At 68.7% G+C, this 17,034-nt stretch carries 13 protein-coding genes and 2 pseudogenes; 12 read left to right on the plus strand and 3 right to left on the minus strand.

From position 1 onward, the window contains the following. Positions 1 to 956 (minus strand): annotated as a pseudogene (locus tag FL311_RS29940) (pilus assembly protein PilY); the annotation flags it as partial. A gap of 595 nt (positions 957 to 1,551) precedes the next feature. On the opposite strand from FL311_RS29940, the gene FL311_RS29945 reads away from it, so the two are divergent. The 7 genes from FL311_RS29945 (at position 1,552) to FL311_RS29975 (ending at position 9,296) form a co-directional block, all read left to right on the plus strand. Further along, the gene (locus FL311_RS29945) at positions 1,552 to 3,264 is read left to right on the plus strand and encodes a 30S ribosomal protein S1 (RefSeq protein ID WP_141330440.1); all 1,713 of its coding nucleotides are present in this window, start codon (positions 1,552 to 1,554) and stop codon (positions 3,262 to 3,264) included. A 219-nt stretch (positions 3,265 to 3,483) separates the two neighbouring features. After that, on the plus strand, positions 3,484 to 4,665 hold the full coding sequence (locus FL311_RS29950; RefSeq protein WP_141330442.1) for an acetyl-CoA C-acetyltransferase: 1,182 nt from the start codon (positions 3,484 to 3,486) through the stop codon (positions 4,663 to 4,665). A gap of 81 nt (positions 4,666 to 4,746) precedes the next feature. Then, the gene (locus tag FL311_RS29955; protein ID WP_046713813.1) at positions 4,747 to 5,445 is read left to right on the plus strand and encodes a CoA transferase subunit A; all 699 of its coding nucleotides are present in this window, start codon (positions 4,747 to 4,749) and stop codon (positions 5,443 to 5,445) included. Positions 5,446 to 5,452: 7 nt separating this feature from the next. Next, positions 5,453 to 6,109, plus strand: a complete 657-nt coding sequence (locus FL311_RS29960) for a CoA transferase subunit B (protein ID WP_046713814.1) — start codon at positions 5,453 to 5,455, stop codon at positions 6,107 to 6,109. A 68-nt stretch (positions 6,110 to 6,177) separates the two neighbouring features. Then, positions 6,178 to 6,561 carry a TIGR02266 family protein gene (locus tag FL311_RS29965; protein WP_141330444.1) on the plus strand — a complete coding sequence of 128 codons (384 nt, stop codon included), beginning with the start codon at positions 6,178 to 6,180 and terminating at the stop codon, positions 6,559 to 6,561. Between the two features lie 36 nt (positions 6,562 to 6,597). Then, positions 6,598 to 7,899: a class I SAM-dependent RNA methyltransferase gene (locus FL311_RS29970; protein ID WP_141330446.1), complete on the plus strand. Its 1,302-nt coding sequence runs from the start codon at positions 6,598 to 6,600 to the stop codon at positions 7,897 to 7,899. Further along, a complete protein-coding gene (locus FL311_RS29975; RefSeq protein WP_141330448.1) occupies positions 7,899 to 9,296 on the plus strand; it encodes a VWA domain-containing protein in 1,398 nt (465 codons plus the stop codon). The genes FL311_RS29970 and FL311_RS29975 overlap by 1 nt, the downstream gene beginning before the upstream one ends. A 33-nt stretch (positions 9,297 to 9,329) precedes the next feature. On the opposite strand, the gene FL311_RS29980 is transcribed toward FL311_RS29975, so the two are convergent. Further along, complete coding sequence (locus FL311_RS29980; protein WP_141330450.1) at positions 9,330 to 10,292, minus strand: GNAT family N-acetyltransferase; 963 nt, start codon at positions 10,290 to 10,292, stop codon at positions 9,330 to 9,332. Positions 10,293 to 10,394: 102 nt separating this feature from the next. Then, entirely contained in the window at positions 10,395 to 13,415 is a 3,021-nt protein-coding gene (locus FL311_RS29985) for an HYR domain-containing protein (RefSeq protein ID WP_194869418.1), read from the minus strand. Positions 13,416 to 13,632: 217 nt separating this feature from the next. On the opposite strand from FL311_RS29985, the gene FL311_RS29990 reads away from it, so the two are divergent. The 5 genes and pseudogenes from FL311_RS29990 to FL311_RS30010 all read left to right on the plus strand — a co-directional run. Further along, the gene (locus FL311_RS29990) at positions 13,633 to 14,157 is read left to right on the plus strand and encodes a hypothetical protein (protein WP_141330454.1); all 525 of its coding nucleotides are present in this window, start codon (positions 13,633 to 13,635) and stop codon (positions 14,155 to 14,157) included. A 73-nt stretch (positions 14,158 to 14,230) separates the two neighbouring features. After that, the gene (gene miaB / locus FL311_RS29995) at positions 14,231 to 15,619 is read left to right on the plus strand and encodes a tRNA (N6-isopentenyl adenosine(37)-C2)-methylthiotransferase MiaB (RefSeq protein ID WP_141330456.1); all 1,389 of its coding nucleotides are present in this window, start codon (positions 14,231 to 14,233) and stop codon (positions 15,617 to 15,619) included. A 3-nt stretch (positions 15,620 to 15,622) separates the two neighbouring features. Beyond that, the gene (locus FL311_RS30000) at positions 15,623 to 16,138 is read left to right on the plus strand and encodes a gamma carbonic anhydrase family protein (RefSeq protein ID WP_141330459.1); all 516 of its coding nucleotides are present in this window, start codon (positions 15,623 to 15,625) and stop codon (positions 16,136 to 16,138) included. Positions 16,139 to 16,177: 39 nt separating this feature from the next. Continuing rightward, positions 16,178 to 16,648: a cyclic nucleotide-binding domain-containing protein gene (locus FL311_RS30005; RefSeq protein WP_141330461.1), complete on the plus strand. Its 471-nt coding sequence runs from the start codon at positions 16,178 to 16,180 to the stop codon at positions 16,646 to 16,648. Positions 16,649 to 16,676: 28 nt separating this feature from the next. Beyond that, a pseudogene (locus tag FL311_RS30010) lies at positions 16,677 to 17,034 on the plus strand (hypothetical protein); the annotation flags it as partial.

Genomic DNA, 17,034 nt, shown 5'->3' on the forward strand with positions numbered 1-17,034 from the left:
CCCGTCACCGTCCCCAGACTCACCCGGCGGTCCTCCTCGTTGATGGTCGCCGTCACGTCCCGACCCGCGATGACCCGCCCATCCGGACCGAACGCGCTCGCCTTGTAATCGGGCAGCCCGTCCACCGCGCCCGACAGGTCCCAGATGGGCCCCACCGACGCCGGCTGCCCCGGGCCCCCGGATGCCAGCCGCGGCGTGAGGCACTCCACCGCGGGCGACCCCGGGCACAGGTTCGCATCGTCATCCGTGCTCAGCAGGATGATGTTCCCCAACCCCATGTGCCCGTTCTGTGCGTCATCCGGCTCGAGCAGGTTGGGGATGTGGGGGAAGACGCCCCGGTCGCTGAAGTACGCATCCAGCAGCCCCGGCACCGCGCCCGCGCGGAAGTTCCCGCTCGCATCCACCAGGTCCGTCGCGTCGCGCACGCGCTGCCCCACCACCGCGCCCACCGGACGCGCGGGATAGTCCGGCACATCGTCCGGCCATCGCTTGGGCCCACCATTCGGCGAGTAGCTGGTGGCCGACGTGCAACCGCCCGTCAGCAGCTCCGGCTCGCGCAGGCGGAGCACCTCACCGGTCTCCGCCCGCCGATGGAAGAAGATGCGCTCCGGGATGCACCGCGTGGCCTCGCCGATGTAACCCCGGTCCGGATTGAGGTTGTACAAGTCCTCGTGGAAGTCCGGGATGCCATTGCCCTCGACGTCAATGAGCACGTCGTCGTTGGGATCATCCGGGTTCCCGACGTCCACGTACCCCCGCGACACCAGGTCGTCGTAGTAGAGCCACCCCAGCGTGTGGGACGCGCCCGCGTAGGCCTTCTCCTCGACGAGCAGGACCTCCACGTTCCTGTCGCGCGACAGGATGAGCCGGTTCGAGTCCACCCCCTGTGCGGACACACGACCCGCGCCCAGCAGGGCAACGACCACCAGAAGCAGGGAAGGGCTCCAACGAAGCATGGACATCCTGTGCCAGCCGAGAAGTGAACGCGGCATTCTATGTCCTTCTTGAAATCCCAGTACACGACGCCAGCCCGGAGCGAGGGCGACGACCTCATGAGAGGGAAGGGAAGGAAGAGGCCCGCGGCCGCCGACGTGCGGGAAAACAGTCCACCCCCCCGGGCGCACCTCCCCCATGACTCACGCCGGGCACCGGACTCGCGGACCTCGACCCACGAGCGGAACGGGCCTGCACGCGAGCGGTCGCATTTCAGCGGATTTTTCGAGTACAGTGCGCGGGCTCGCTGACCGGGCAGGTGCACCGGTCGCTCGCGTGGCGCCCTGCTGTCAGGGGTGCGCGGGAGGGCGAGCGGTCTTAGTTCGAGTGATGCGGAAGGTCCCGCCGGGTCTTGACAGTTCCGGCGGAGCGCATCCGTGATCAGCACATGGGGCACGAGCGCGCTTGACTACCGGAATAACCGGTGTCTAGGGTGCGCGGCTTCATTCAAAAGTCCCCAGAGGTGGGGACGTCCGTGACCTCCCGCTGCTCCCCGCGCGGAGGCCCCGTCCATCAAATCAGGGGGCAGCTGTACCGTTTCAAAGGACTTCCAACTCCATGCAGCAGAACGTGAACCAGCAGATCGAGACGGACGCCGGCGATGAGAACTTCGCGGCGATGTTCGAAGAGTCGCTCAAGCAGCGCGGTGGCGACGGCATCCTGAAGGAAGGGGAGATCGTCAAGGGCACCGTCGTGCAGGTGACCAAGGACTTCGCGATCGTCGACATCGGCTACAAGTCCGAGGGTCAGGTCCCGATCTCCGAGTTCACCAGCCCTCGCGGAGAGATCTCCGTCAAGGCGGGCGACCCGGTCGAGGTCCTCCTGGAGAGCCGTGAGAACGACACCGGCATGGTCGTCCTCTCCAAGGAGAAGGCCGACAAGATGCGCATCTGGGACGAGATCAGCGCCGCCTGCGAGCGCGATGAGATCGTCAAGGGCACCATCGTCGGCCGCGTGAAGGGTGGCCTCTCCGTCGACATCGGCGTGAAGGCGTTCCTCCCGGGCAGCCAGGTCGACATCCGGCCCGTGCGCAACCTTGACCAGTACATCTCGAAGGAATTCGAGTTCAAGGTCATCAAGTTCAACAAGAAGCGCGGCAACATCGTCCTGAGCCGCCGCGTGCTCCTCGAGAAGCAGCGCGAGGAGATGAAGAAGGAGACCCTCAAGAACCTGAAGGAGGGTGCGGTCCTCAAGGGCGTGGTCAAGAACCTCACCGACTACGGTGCGTTCATCGACCTGGGCGGCATCGACGGCCTGCTGCACATCACGGACATGTCCTGGGGCCGCATCGGTCACCCCAGCGAGATGTTCAACGTGGGTGACGAGGTCCGCGTCGTCGTCCTCAAGTTCGACCCGACGCAGGAGCGCGTCAGCCTGGGCCTGAAGCAGATCCAGGAGGACCCGTGGCACCGCGCCGACGAGAAGTACCCGGTCGGCACGCGCGTCAAGGGCAAGGTCGTGTCCATCACGGACTACGGCGCGTTCATCGAGATCGAGCAGGGCGTCGAGGGTCTGGTGCACGTGTCCGAGATGTCCTGGACCAAGCGCCTCAAGCACCCGTCCAAGATCCTGGAGGTCGGCCAGGAGGTGGAGGCCGTCGTCCTGGACATCGATCCGAAGGCCAAGCGCATCGCGCTGGGCATGAAGCAGATCGAGCAGAACCCCTGGACGCTGCTCGAGGACAAGTACCCGATCGGCTCCGTCATCAAGGGTCAGATCCGCAACGTCACCGACTTCGGCGTGTTCGTCGGCGTCGAGGAGGGCGTGGACGGCCTGGTGCACGTGTCCGACATCTCCTGGACCCAGCGCATCAAGCACCCGGGCGAGATGTTCAAGAAGGGCGACGAGGTCGAGGCGGTGGTCCTCAACATCGACGTCGAGAACGAGCGCTTCAGCCTGGGCATCAAGCAGCTCCAGCCGGACCCCTGGGAGACGCTGTCCGAGCGCCTGCCTGTGGGCAGCCGCGTGAAGGGCAAGGTCACCAAGGTCACCGACTTCGGCGCGTTCGTGGAGATCGAGCCGGGCATCGAGGGCCTCGTCCACGTCTCCGAGCTGAAGGAGGAGCGTGTCGAGAACCCGCGTGACGTGGTGCAGGAGAACCAGGATGTCGAGGTGAAGATCATCGACATCAACACGCCGGACCGGAAGGTCGCGCTGTCCATGAAGGCGCTGATCGGCGAGGGCGACGACTACCGCGAGTACCTCCGCAAGCAGGCGGAAGGCTCCAAGGCGCGCCTCGGCGACGTGATGGGCAAGCTGACCAAGAAGTAGTCAGCGAGCCGCTTCACGGCGTGACGGCCGGGTTCCCGCAAGGGGGCCCGGCCGTTGCCTTTTCGGGGGAATGGGCGCCGACCTCCCGACCGGTCGGACAGGCGACGCTCCGGGCCGGACGGCGAGCGAGGACGCTTGAACTCCGGGGAACGCCCGGTGATAAGGGCGAGCGCCGCTGTTATCGAAGGACCTCCGTACATCCTCAAGGGAGACAGATTCATGGCTCGTGAAGTCGTCATCGTGGGCGCGGCCCGTACCCCCATCGGCTCCTTCCAGGGGGCGCTCTCCAAGCTGACGGCTCCGCAGCTGGGCGCTGTGGCCATCAAGGCCGCGCTCGAGCGCGCGGGCGTCAAGCCCGAGGCCGTGCAGGAAGTCATCATGGGCAACGTGCTCCAGGCCGGCGTCGGCCAGGCGCCCGCCCGTCAGGCCACGCTGTTCGCCGGCCTGCCCGAGGGAGTTCCCGCCACCACGCTCAACAAGGTCTGTGGCTCCGGCCTGAAGGCCGTCATCGCGGGCGCGCAGGCCATTGCGCTGGGCGAGGCGGACGTCGTCGTCGTGGGCGGCATGGAGTCCATGAGCAACGCGCCGTACATCAGCCACACGATGCGTGGCGGCGCGCGCATGGGGAACGTGGAGTTCAAGGACGCGATGATCCACGACGGCCTCTGGGACGTGTACGGCAACGTCCACATGGGCAACTGCGCCGAGGAGTGCGCCACGTCGCAGAACATCAGCCGCGCGCAGCAGGACGAGTTCGCGCTGGAGTCCACCCGCCGCGCCATCCAGTCCCAGAAGGAGGGCCTGTTCGCCGCGGAGATCGTCCCCGTGGTCATCCCCGGCAAGAAGCCCGGTGAGGAGACGACGGTGTCCGAGGACGAGGGTCCTCGCAACGCCAAGCCGGACAAGATTCCCGGCCTCAAGCCCGTGTTCAAGAAGGACGGCACGGTGACGGCCGCCAACGCGTCCTCCATCAACGACGGCGCCGCGGCGCTGGTGCTGATGAGCGAGGAGCGGGCGAAGGCGGAGGGGAAGACCATCCTCGGCCGCATCACCGGCTACGCGCAGGCGGCGCGCAAGCCCGTGGAGTTCACCATTGCTCCGGCGGACGCCATCAACACGCTGCTGACGAAGAAGGGCGTGAAGGCGGCGGACGTGGACCTGTGGGAGATCAACGAGGCGTTCGCGGTGGTGTCCATCGCCAACAACCGCATCCTCGGGCTGGACCCGGCGAAGGTGAACGTGCGCGGCGGCGGCGTGGTGCTGGGGCACCCGATTGGCGCCTCGGGCGCGCGCGTGCTGGTGACGCTGCTGCAGACGATGAAGGACCAGGACAAGAAGCGGGGCGTCGCGTCGCTGTGCATCGGCGGCGGCGAGGGCATCGCGCTGATGGTGGAGCGGTAGTCCACCCCCTCCCCACGGGGAGAGGGGCGGGGTGAGGGCCTTCGACGGGCCTTCACCCCGTTTCCGTTATCAGGAGGGCGCATGAACAAGGTCTACGCGAGCGCGGACGAGGCGGTCGCCGACATCCCGGACGGCTGTACGCTGATGAGCGGCGGCTTCGGGTTGTGTGGCAACCCCGAGAATCTCATCGAGGCGATTCATCGCAAGGGCGTGAAGAACCTCACCATCATCTCCAACAACTGCGGCACCACCGAGCTCGGGCTGGGCATCCTGCTCCAGAACAAGCAGGTGAAGAAGATGGTGTCGAGCTACGTGGGGGAGAACAAGGAGTTCGAGCGCCAGTTCCTCTCCGGCGAGCTGGACGTGGAGCTCAACCCGCAGGGCACGCTGGCCGAGCGCATCCGCGCGGGCGGCTGCGGCATCGGCGGGTTCTTCACGCCGACGGGCGCGGGCACCCAGGTGGCCGAGGGCAAGGAGACGCGCGTCATCGACGGGCGGCTGCACGTACTGGAGACGCCGCTGAAGGCGGACTTCGCCATCATCCACGCGGCCAAGGCGGACACGTGGGGCAACCTGGTGTTCAACAAGACCGCGCGCAACTTCTCCCCGATGATGTGCATGGCGGCCAAGGTCACCATCGTCGAGGCGGAAGAGATTGTTCAGCCGGGCGAGCTGGACCCCGACCAGGTGCACATCCCGAGCATCTTCGTGAAGCGCATCGTCCAGGCGAAGAACCTCCAGAAGTGGATCGAGCGGCGCACCGTCCGCAAGACGGCCTGAGGACCCCATGCCACTGACTCGTGAACAGCTTGCGAAGCGCATCGCCCAGGAGCTGCGGGATGGCTTCTACGTGAACCTGGGCATCGGCATCCCCACGCTCGTCCCCAACTACATCCCCGAGGGCGTGGAGGTGGTGCTCCAGTCGGAGAACGGCCTGCTCGGCATCGGGCCCTATCCCGAGGCGGGCAAGGAAGACCCGGACCTCATCAACGCGGGCAAGGAGACGGTGACGACGGTGAAGGGCGCGTCGTTCTTCGACTCGGCGCTGTCGTTCGGGATGATCCGCGGGGGCCACATCGACATGGCCGTCCTGGGCGCGATGGAGGTCTCCGAGGAAGGGGACCTGGCGAACTGGATGATCCCCGGGAAGATGATCAAGGGCATGGGCGGGGCCATGGACCTGGCGGTGGGCGCCAAGCGCATCTACGTGGCCATGGAGCACGCGAACAAGGAGGGTCAGCCGAAGATCCTCAAGAAGTGCTCGCTGCCGCTGACGGGCCTCAAGTGCGTGCACCACATCGTCACGGACCACGCCTACATCGACGTGACGCCGGAGGGCCTGGTGCTGCGCGAGCTGGCCCCGGGCGTGACGGTGGAGCTGGTGCAGAAGCTCACCGAGCCCAAGCTGAAGATCGCCCCGGACGTGCGCGAGATGAAAGTCTGAGCGACCGAGGCTAAGGTGCGCCGCTGGGGGAGGGTGGTACGGACGACTTCCCCGGCGGAGCCCCTCGAATGGCCGACACCTCGGAGAAGCAGAACCCCATCGACCACCGCGCGCCGCGGGTGGAGTACGAGCTGCCGGTGGCGTACCGGAGCGTGGCGGGGTTCGTGACGGACTGGGCCGTCAACCTGTCGCGAGGCGGGCTCTACATCAACACCGACAAGCCGCTGCCGGTCGACACGGTGGTGAAGCTGCTGGTGACGTTGCCGGGGGCGCACTTCCCGGTGGAGTTGAAGGGCCGGGTGACGCGCACCAACGCGCTCGGCGCCGCGTCCTCCCAGTCCCCGGGGATGGCGGTGGAGTTCCTGGACGTTGACGACGACAAGCGGTCGCGGATCGGCGAGTTCGTGGAGCGGTTGCGCTCGGAGCTCCCGTCGGACGCGACCCGGAAGTAGGGCGGCCCGCCTGAGGGCGCCCCATCGAGCGCCTGCATGCTGCCCCTCCCCGAGACACCCATCCCACTGGTCATCGAGCGCCTCGGGCAGCTCGGCGAAGGCGTCGCGTCCTGGCAGGGGCGCACCGTCTTCATCCCGGGCGCGTTCCCGGGCGACACCGTCCGCGTCCACCTGGAAACCCAGGGACGGGTGCTGCGCGGGGTGCTGCGCGAGGTCGTCACTCCCGGGCCCGCGCGGCGTCCGGCGCCGTGCACGCTGGCCGGGGAGTGTGGCGGGTGTGACTGGCTGGGGCTCGCGGAGTCCGCGCAGCGTGAGGCGAAGCAGGAGATCGTCCTCTCGACGCTGGAGCACCTGGGGCACCTGCGGCGCGAGGACTTCACCGTCCGGCCGCTGATGGTCGCGCCTCGGGACTGGGGCTACCGGCGGCGCGCGGTGCTGCACCCGGCGGGAAAGGGAACGCTCGGGTACTTCAGCCGGCGCAGCCATGAGCGGCTCGCGGTGTCCGAGTGTGGCGCGTTGACGCCCGTGCTGACGGCGCTGCCCGGGAAGCTGGTGCCGCTGCTCAAGCCGCTGGCGAAGGACACCGAAGAGGTGCTGCTGCTGGCCGAGGGCGACAAGGCGGCCTTCGCGGTGACGTTGACGGGGCCGGTGACGGCGCGGCACCTGGAGGCCGCGGAGGGCGCGGTCCGGGCGCTGCGGATGGAGGGGGCGGTGCTGGTGCCGAAGGAGGGCTCGCCGAGGTTGGTGGGCAGGCCGGTGCTGCGCTCGCTCTCGCCGTTGCGGCCGGAGGTGCCGCTGTATCTGCGGCCGGATGCCTTTGCCCAGGTGCACGCGGAGGCGAACGTGGGGCTGGTGACGTCGGCCATCTTCGAGCTGGCGGGGCGGGACGAGGAGTCGGTGCTGGAGCTGTATTCGGGCAACGGAAACTTCACGTTCCCGTTGGCGGCGGGCGTCCAGTCGGTGCTCGGAGTGGAGTCGAGCCCGGTGGGCGTGGAGCTGGCTCAGCGCAGTGCGCGTGAGGCGGGCGTGAGCAACGTGCGCTTCGTGCAGGGCGATGCGCGGAAGGTCTGCGACGGGCTGGTGGCCGAGGGGCGTCGGTTCGACGTGTGCCTGGCGGACCCGCCTCGCGCTGGGGCTCCGGGGCTGGCGAAGTGGATGGTGGCGCTGGGGGTCCGTCGGGTGGTGTACGTGGCGTGTGACCCGGCCTCGCTGGCGCGGGACGCGGCGGGGCTGGTGGAGGCGGGCTATCGGCCGGTGGCGCTTCAGGTGGTGGACATGTTCCCCCAGACGCACCACGTGGAAGCTGTGATGTCCTTCGAGCGGACGGGGCGGGGCTGATGGACGCACGCATCGTCGAGTTCGCGGAGGTGCTGCGGCAGAACGGCGTGCGCGTGAGCACGTCCGAGGTGCAGGACGCGCTGAAGGCGGCGGCCGAGGTGGGGCTGACGGACCGGGCGCTGTTCCGGGCGGTGCTGCGGACCACGCTGGTGAAGCGTGAGCTGGACGTGGACACGTTCAACCGCGCGTTCGACTTCTTCTTCTCGGGGGCGGCGGCGACGTTCGAGGCCATCGACAAGTCGCTGGCCGCGCAGCTCCAGGAGGAGGGGTATCTGGATGGGGACCTGCTGAAGATGGTCACCTACCAGATGAACCTGCTGCTGCCGGAGATGTCGCCGCTGGCGCAGGCGGTTCTGGAGGGGGACAGGGCGCGGCTGGCGCAGATCTTCCGGATGGCGTCGCTGCAGTTGGACCTGTCGCAGTTGGAGAGTCCGCTGCAAGCGGGGTTCTTCGCGCGGCGGATGCTGGCGGGGGCGGGCATCGACAAGGCCCGGTCCGACATGAAGTCGCTGGAGGCGGAGCTGAAGGCGCGTGGGTTGGCGCCGGAGGGCGTGGAGATCGTCTCGCGGCACGTGGCCGCGGCGATGCGAAAGATCGAGGACGCCGCACGACAGGAGGTGAAGCGGCAGGCGGAGGCTCGCATCCGTCGGCGGACGGACACGGCGCAGGACAAGCCGCTGCACCTGCTCTCGCAGGCGGAGGTGGACCAGATGGAGTCCGCCGTGCGCACGCTGGCGGAGAAGCTGCGCAGCCGGTTGATTCGTCGGCAGCGCTCGCACCGCAAGGGGGCGCTGAACGTACGAAGGACGCTGCGTCGGAACATGACGTGGGGTGGGGTGCCGATGGTGCCCCAGTTCCGCAGCCGCCGGCCCGAGCGCCCGGAGCTGGTGGTGCTGTGTGACGTGTCGGACTCGGTCCGGAACGCGTCACGGATGATGCTGCTGTTCATGCACACGATGCAGTCGCTGTTCGTACGCGTGCGCTCGTTCGTCTTCGTGTCCGACGTGGGCGAGGTGACGCAGTATTTCAAGGATCTGGACGTGGACGAGGCCATCGACATGGCGACGGCGGGGAAGACGGTGTCCCTGAGCGCCAACTCGAACTATGGCCGTGCGCTGGCGGACTTCACCCGGGACCACCTGGGCAGCATCACCCGGCGGACCACGGTGATGGTGATTGGGGACGGGCGGAACAACTACAACGCGAACAACGTCTGGGCGCTGAAGGACTTGCGCCGCAAGGCGAAGCGCGTGCTGTGGATCTGCCCCGAGGAGCGTGGCAACTGGGGCATCGGTGACAGCGAGATGCTCACGTACGAGAAGCACTGTCACCAGGCCGTGGTGGTGACCTCCGTGTCGGACCTCGCGCGCATCGCGGACCAGCTCGTCCCGGCTTGAGCGGACCTCCGCCGAAATGGCCGGGCAGGGGACTCACGAACGTCTGCTCGGCTGATACGACATCGCCACGTCGCAGCGCGCGTAGCGTGCGCCGAACCGCTGCATGATTTCGGCGTCGTGCACGAAGCCCAGCTTCTCGTACAGATGGATGGCCGGGCCGCACTTCTTGTTCGTCAGCAGGTAGATCTTGTCCATGCCCAGGCTGGACGCCCGCTCCAGCGTCTTCGCGAGCAGGAACTCACCGACCTTCAGACCGCGCGCGCTCTTCAGCACGCCCATCTTCGTCAGCTCCACCCAGCCGTCCTTCGACACCATCAGCGCGCAGGTGCCGACCACCCCCAACTTCGGCGTCTCCGCGAACAGCACCACGCCGCCCTTGTCGAGGATCAACTCGCGCGGCCTCGACAGCAGCGCGATGTCGTTCTCCTCGAGCTTGAACATCTCCTGGATCCACTCGGCGTTGATGCGGTGGAAGGCCTCTGCCTGGTCATCGGAGAAGTCACGCACCCACATCGCCGGCGGGCCCGCGGCCTCAATCCGCTTCAGCATCGAGGACTCGGCCAGCCGAGCCTCCACCTTCGCCAGGCCCTGCATGAAGTCACCCGACAGGCCCTCGACCAGCTGGGCCGCTGCGGGCTCGATGCGCGCCAACAGCTGCGTCTGCACCCGGACCAGCAGCGCCTCGCCTTTGTACGTCAGCGCCAGCACCTTCGCGCGCTGATCGTCCGGCGAGCGCCGCGTCTCGATAAACTCCTCCAGCGACCCGAGCGCTCGCGTCACCGTCGGCTGCGCCACCCCCAGACGCTCCGCCACCTCGCCCACCGTCATCGGCCCGTGCAGCCGCAGCGTCATCAACAACGACATCTGCGCGGGCATCACCGGCAGGTCCAACGAACGGGCCACCTCCCCAGCGTCGGCCTGCATCCGCTCCGCCAACCGCTTGAGACGACTGCCCAGGAAACCCACTCCGAGCCCCGCGAGGAAATCGACTTCCATGCCGAACCTCCAATCCATAGCACGATATATAGCTAGCTATACATCCGACGGATTGCAAGGCGGCTTTCAGCGGGGCTCGGGCGGCTGGCCTGCGACAAAGGCCTACCTGGGCGTCACGCGAGGGCGACGCCGCGACAGGCCGAGCAGCGCGAACAGCGCCATCGCCCAGGGGAGGGAAGAGGCACCGCTCTGGCAGCCACAGCCGCTGTCCTCGTCCGGCGGCTGCGTGGGCGGAGGACCTCCCGCATCCGGCGTGGACGGACCCGCGTCTGGCTGGGAGGTTCCCGTCACCGTCACCGAGAAGGTGCACGTGCCCTCGTTGCTCGCGAGGTCCTTGGCCATGAACGTCACCTCCGTGGTGCCCACCGGGAACGTCGCTCCGGAGGCGTGGCTTGCGTCGAGCGTGAGCGCTTCACCCGAGTCGTCGTAGGCCGTGGCGTCCTCGAAGCGGACCTCGGCGCCTCGAGTGCTCGTCGCCTGCACGGACTGGTTGGGCGGACAGCTGACCCTCGGCGGGAAGGTGTCCGAGATGAGGCCCGCCAGCTTGTAGACCGTCATGCCCTGCCCGTAATCCGCCTGGAAGTAGAGCGTCGAGCCCACCATCGTGAGGCGGCTCGGATTCGAGCCTCGCGCCCCCGGAATCATCTCCGCGAGCAGGGACGGCGCTCCCGTGGGTGAATCCAACCGCCACAGCTCGCGCCCCGTCGTGGGACCGAGCGCCGCGAACACCAGCGGGCCCTCGGGCGACGCCAGGAGCATTGCATTCGGATGCGCCGAGTCGACGCCGGGCATCAGGTCCGCGACTCGCACCGTGCCTTCCTCCGTCCCATCCGTGCGCCACAGCTCGCGGCCACCTTCCGCGTCCGCGCCGCCGAAGAACAGGTGCTCGCCCCACGCCACGAAGTTCGCGTCGTCCAATCCATCCGCCGTGGCAGCACGCCTCAACGTCGCCGCGCGCAGCGACACCGTGCCAGCCTCCGTCCCATCCGTCTTCCACAGCGTCGTGACACCTTCCGTCGCCGTCGCCCAGAAGTAGAGGTGGCCCTTCCACGCGAAGAGCTGCTCGGGTGACGCACCGGCCTCCCCCGGACGGAGGTCCGCCACGCGCACCGTGCCGCTCATGGTGCCGTCGGACCTCCACAGCTCGCGGCCAGCCTCGTCCCTCGCGGAGAAGAACGTCAGCGCGCCCAGCCCCGTGAACTCGCGTGGAGCCGAGCCCCCGTCGCTGGTGACGACGTGGATGTCCTTGAGCTTGCGCGTCAGGCCGAGCTCTCCCGTCGTCGTCCAGGGCTCCAGGCGACCATCCTCCGTCTTGCCGCTGAACCAGAGACTCCCCTGGACGTACGCCGGCTCGGACACGCCCTCAGGGGCATCCGAGATGCGCAAGGTCCCCGACTGTGTGGCGTCCGTGAGCCAGAGCTGGCCTCCCACCGTGAGGAAGGCCTTGTCCCCGCCGGGGATGATTCGGGCCGAGGAGACATCCCCCGTCACGTGGTGGATGCCCGTGGCGCTGTCATCCGTGGCCCACAAGCCCGAGGCCGTGGAGAGCAATACCTGGCCCTGGAAGGGCGCCAGCTGGATCCAATCGTTGAGGCTGTTCGTCGCGAAGTGGAGGTACTTGGCCGGCGTCGTGCCGTCGAGCCGCATCAGTTGCTGGCCCGCCCCCAGGTGCGATGTCACATAGAGCCGCTCGTCGAGCGCCGCCATGTCGAGGACCCGACCCGTGCCCCGCCGCGGGGTGGGGTCCGCCACGATGTTCGTGCCCTGCTGCGTGCCATCCGTGAAGTGCAGCTCCAACCCACGCAGTCCGTCGCTCGCGGGGAAGAGCAGCTTGCCCCCGAAGACGACCGCGTCCCGTCGCAGGTCCGCGATGACGAACTGCTCGACGGGCGAGAGCTGCAGCAACAGCCTCGTTCCATCCTGCGTGCCATCCGTCGCCCACAGCGAGCTCGAGCCCCCGTCCTGATGACCGTAGAAGACGAGGTGGGTGCCCACCGCGCTCAGGCCGGCGCGCATCCCGATTCCCGCGAAGGGCTTCGCCCCCCAGACGACCTCGCTCCCGCCCACCGTGCCGTCACTCGCATGGAGCCGACACTCCTGACCGTTGCCCACGCCCAGGGACTCGCACGCCTGGAAGATGAGCCTCCCACCGAGTACGGCCGGCTTGCGAGGCGACGTGGCGCCCGTGCCTGGATTCAGGTCCAGGATCGTCGTGCTCTCCGCCGTGCCCTCGGTGCGACAGAGTTCCTCGCCCGTCGCCTCGCTCACGCAGGGGAAGTACGCCACGCCGTCCAACAGGGTGGGGGACTGCGCGAGCCCCATGCCCGCGACCGTTTCCTCCGCGGCATCCCGGACCGACGCGGTGGCGTGCAGCAGGACCGTGCCCGACTCCGTGCCGTCACTCGCGTAGAGTCGACGCGGGCTCGTCGCCGTTCCCGCGCTCGTCGAGAAGAGCACCCGGTCTCCCACCGCGCCCAGCAGCCGAGGCACGCCACTGCCGAAGCCCGGCACCAGGTCCGCGACCACACCCGTGCCCGCGGCCGTGCCATCCGTCCGGCACAGCTCGAGCCCCGACGTCTCGGACTCACACTCGAAGAAGAGCTGGCCTCCCGCCTCCACGGCCGGCGTCACGCCGAGGTCCTTCATGGCGAACGCCGCGAGCTCGCGCGTCCCTTGCACCGTGCCATCCGAGCGATACAGCCGCGAGCCCGCCGAGAAGTAGAGCGCGCCTCCGAAGGAGACGGGCGTGGTCGGCGACTCGGCGAGCCCCAGGCTCCCCATGAAGCGCGTGCCCTCGGGGGTGCCGTCCGTCGTCCACAATCCCTCGGGGCCCCGCCACCAGGCGCTCGCGCCCAGGACGGCGAAGCGGGGCGGAGGCTGCCACCCGAAGTTGTCGGGGCCGAGCGGCTCGGGCCGCCACGCGAGCGTGCGCAGCAGCTTCGTCCCCTCGGGCGTCCCATCCGTCCGATAGAGCTCGCGCGAGTTCTCCCCGAAGAAGAGCGCGTACCCCTCCATCGCCGTCAGCCCCATGGGCCCCGTGTTGACGACGCTCCCGGGGACCGCCACATCCGCCAGCCGCACCGGCTCGGCCCGCGCGGGCAGGGCACCCAGGAGACCCAACAACCACCACCGACCCACCACAGGTGCTGTCCAAGAAGTCATATCGCCTGATACGCAACCGCCCCCGGATTCCGGTCGGCCGAGAGGAGAGGGGACGAGGGTCCGACCTGCCTGACGGGCCCCCGACCGACACGACCCCACCCGAGGCCCGGCGCGCCACGAGCCTACCGTGGCGCACCGGGCCCTGTTACACATCCCCGCGATTTCCCCAGGAGCGCCCATGGCCCCCTCTCTCTTCGACGACCACGGCTACCAGGACGTCCCCAACCGCGAGTCCGGCACGGACCTCTCCGCGGCGGATGACCGGACCCTCCGCATGGCCACGCCCCGCGTGGACGCCGCGCTGCTCGACGCCCTGGTGCGCTTCCAGGAGGCCTTCCTCTCCCACGCGGGCTCGGACCGAAGCGCCCAGGCCCTCGCCACCGCCCACCGCCAGGCCCAGGACGCCTCCGGCCTCGACGCCAAGACGCTGGAGCAGGGCGTGTCCCTGCTGCGCGCCTTCGGAGGCCGCCGGTGGACGGCTCGCAAGCTGGACGACAAGCTGCGTCAGCTCGAGTCCCAGCCCCCGAGCCCCCAGACGGACGAGCTCAGGACCCGCCTTCGCGGGGAGCTGGTCAAGCAGGAGCAGGCCACGGACGCCCTGGCGCGCCGCTATGGCGAGGACACCCTGGCGCTCCTCAAGGAGCACGAGGCTCGGCTGGTGGACCTGCACACCCGGATGACCGGCCTCTTCAGCCAGGGATGACCGCCGTCCCCGGTTCGGTTGATTTCCACGCCCGGCCGTCGCATAAGGGCACGTTCTTGCTCAGAGAAATCGCATGAAGCGCTACTTCATCCACACCTTCGGCTGCCAGATGAACGTCAACGACTCGCTCCGCATGAGCGAGGTGCTGGCGAAGATGTCCTACGAGCCGACGCCGGTGCCGGAGAACGCCGACCTCATCATCCTCAACACCTGCTCCATCCGCGAGAAGGCCGAGGACAAGATGCTGTCCGCGCTGGGCCGCTACAAGCCGGTGAAGGCCAGCCGCGGCGCGCTCATCGGCGTGGGCGGCTGCGTGGCCCAGCAGGAGAAGGACCGCCTCATCAAGAAGGTGCCGTACCTGGACTTCGTCTTCGGCCCCGACAACATCGCGCGCCTGCCCGACATCATCGGCCGCGTCGAGTCGGAGCGCGCGCGCGTCGTCGAGACGGCCTTCGTCGACTCCGAGGAGTACGTCTTCCCGCGCGCCGACCCGGAGACGTCCCGCGGCAAGGTCACCGAGTTCGTCACGGTGATGAAGGGCTGCGACAACGTCTGCTCGTTCTGCATCGTGCCGCACACGCGCGGCCGCGAGGTGAGCCGCGCCTTCCCGGACGTGCTCCAGGAAGTGGACGGGCTGGCCAAGGTGGGCGTGCGCGAGGTGACGCTCATCGGGCAGAACGTGAACTCGTACCTGGGCGGCGTGTCCTTCGCGCAGTTGCTCCTGCGCTGCGCGGAGGTGCCGGGCATCGAGCGCGTGCGCTTCACCACCAGCCACCCGCATGACCTGTCGGACGAGCTCATCGAGGCGTTCCGCACGCAGCCCAAGATCGCTCCGCACTTCCACCTGCCCGTGCAGTGCGGGAGTGATCGCATCCTGAAGATGATGCGCCGCGACTACACCGTGGAGCAGTACCTGGAGCGGCTGCGGAAGCTGCGCGACGCGCGCCCGGGCATCGCCGTCACCACCGACATCATCGTGGGCTTCCCCGGCGAGACGGAGGAGGACTTCGAGATGACGATGAAGCTGACCGAGCAGGTCCGCTTCGACAACCAGTTCTCCTTCATCTACAGCCCGCGTCCCAAGACCGGCGCCGCGCTGCGCGAGAAGGACTGGGGCCCGGTGGAGCACGAGGTGAAGATCGCCCGCCTGGAGCGCCTGCAGAAGCTGCAGCGCCGCATCAGCGCGGAGACCACCGCCGCCCTCGTGGGCACCGAGGTGGAGGTCATGGTGGAGGGCCACTCGCGCTACGACGCCGCCAAGCGCTTCGGCCGCACGCCGGAGAACCGCACCGTCAACTTCGACGGCGACGCCCCCGCGGGCGCGTTCGTCACGGTGAAGGTGGACCGCTCCACGCCCAACCAGCTCGCCGGCAAGCAGGTGGCGGTGTTGCAGCTGCCCACCGTGGAGCCGCTGCCCGTGCCGCGTCCCGACTCGCCGTTCCACGTCGTCGCGGAGGCCTGAGACATGGCGCTCAGGCCGTTTCGCGGCGTGCTGCCCACCGTCCACCCCAGCTGCTTCGTGGACGAGTCCGCCCAGGTCGTGGGCGACGTGCACCTGGGCGAGGACTCCTCGGTGTGGATCAACACCGTGATGCGCGGGGACGTGAACCCCATCCGCATCGGACAGCGCACCAACATCCAGGACCTGTCCCTCATCCACGTCACCGGCGGGCGCTCCAGCACCTTCATCGGTGACGACGTGACGGTGGGGCACCACGTGGTGTTGCACGGCTGCACCGTGGGCAACCGCGTGCTCGTCGGGATGGGCGCCATCCTCCTGGACGACGTGGAGGTGGGGGACGACTGCATCATCGGCGCCGGGACGCTCTTGACGCCCGGGACGAAGATTCCCCCCGGCTCGCTCGTGGTGGGCTCCCCCGGCAAGGTGAAGCGCGCGGTGACTCCGGAAGAGCGGGAGTTCCTGTTGTTGTCCGCTCAGCACTACGTCCACATCGCCTCCGAGTACCGCGCCAGCCGTTGACTCGCCGGCCCGCGCGGCCCGTGTTAGGACCCTGGCACCATGGCTCTCGTGCCTGCGAACACCCTCAAGGCGTGCCCTCTCTTCAAGGGCTTCACCGACACCGGCATCCAGATCTTCGCGGGTGTGGCCGTGCCTCGGGCCTTCCCCAAGGGCACCGCGTTGTTCGTCGAGGGCAAGACGGGCGAGTCGCTCATCATCGTCGGCGAGGGCACGGTGCGGCTGAGCGCCAGGAGCCCCTCCGGTGAGGACGTGTCGCTGGGCGAGGTGGGCACGGGCGAGCCGTTGGGCGAGCTGGCCCTGGTGCAGAAGGGTGAGCGGCTCTGCACCGCGACGGCCGTCACGGACGTGTCCGCGCTGGAGATTCGCGCGGCGGACTTCCAGAAGCTGCTGGCGACCAAGCCCCAGGCCTGCGTGAAGCTGCTGATGGGCATCGTCGGCTTCTTCGGCCAGAAGGCCCGGGACAACCGGGACATGATTCGCACCCTCATCGGAAAGGCGCCGGCCGCCTGAAGGGCGCGTGCTAGCCTTGGGGCTCCGTATGCGAGCCCCCCACCTGGCCGTCCTCCCACTGCTCGGGCTCCTGGCGTCGCCCCCGGCGGTCGCGGGGTCGACCGACCAGGTTTCCATCGCCTCGGAAGAGGACTGGTTCGCCAGCCAGTACACCCCCGGTGGCCTGGAGGTGCGCGCGGATGTCCGCGTCTTCACGCTCTATGCGCTGCTCAACCGCGCGGGCTACGACGCCGGCCCCGTCGAGCGGGCCCACCCCGTCCCCGTCATCCGCTACACCCCCGCTCGCGCCCGGGTCCGCCAGGTGCTGGCCTCCGCGCCGGACGCCGTGCTCACCGAGGCCCGCGCGTACTTCGCCGCGCACCCGGAGCTGTCTCTTATACACAGCT

This window comes from Myxococcus sp. AB025B (genome assembly GCF_006518215.1).
Classification (GTDB): Bacteria; Myxococcota; Myxococcia; order Myxococcales; family Myxococcaceae; genus Myxococcus; species Myxococcus fulvus.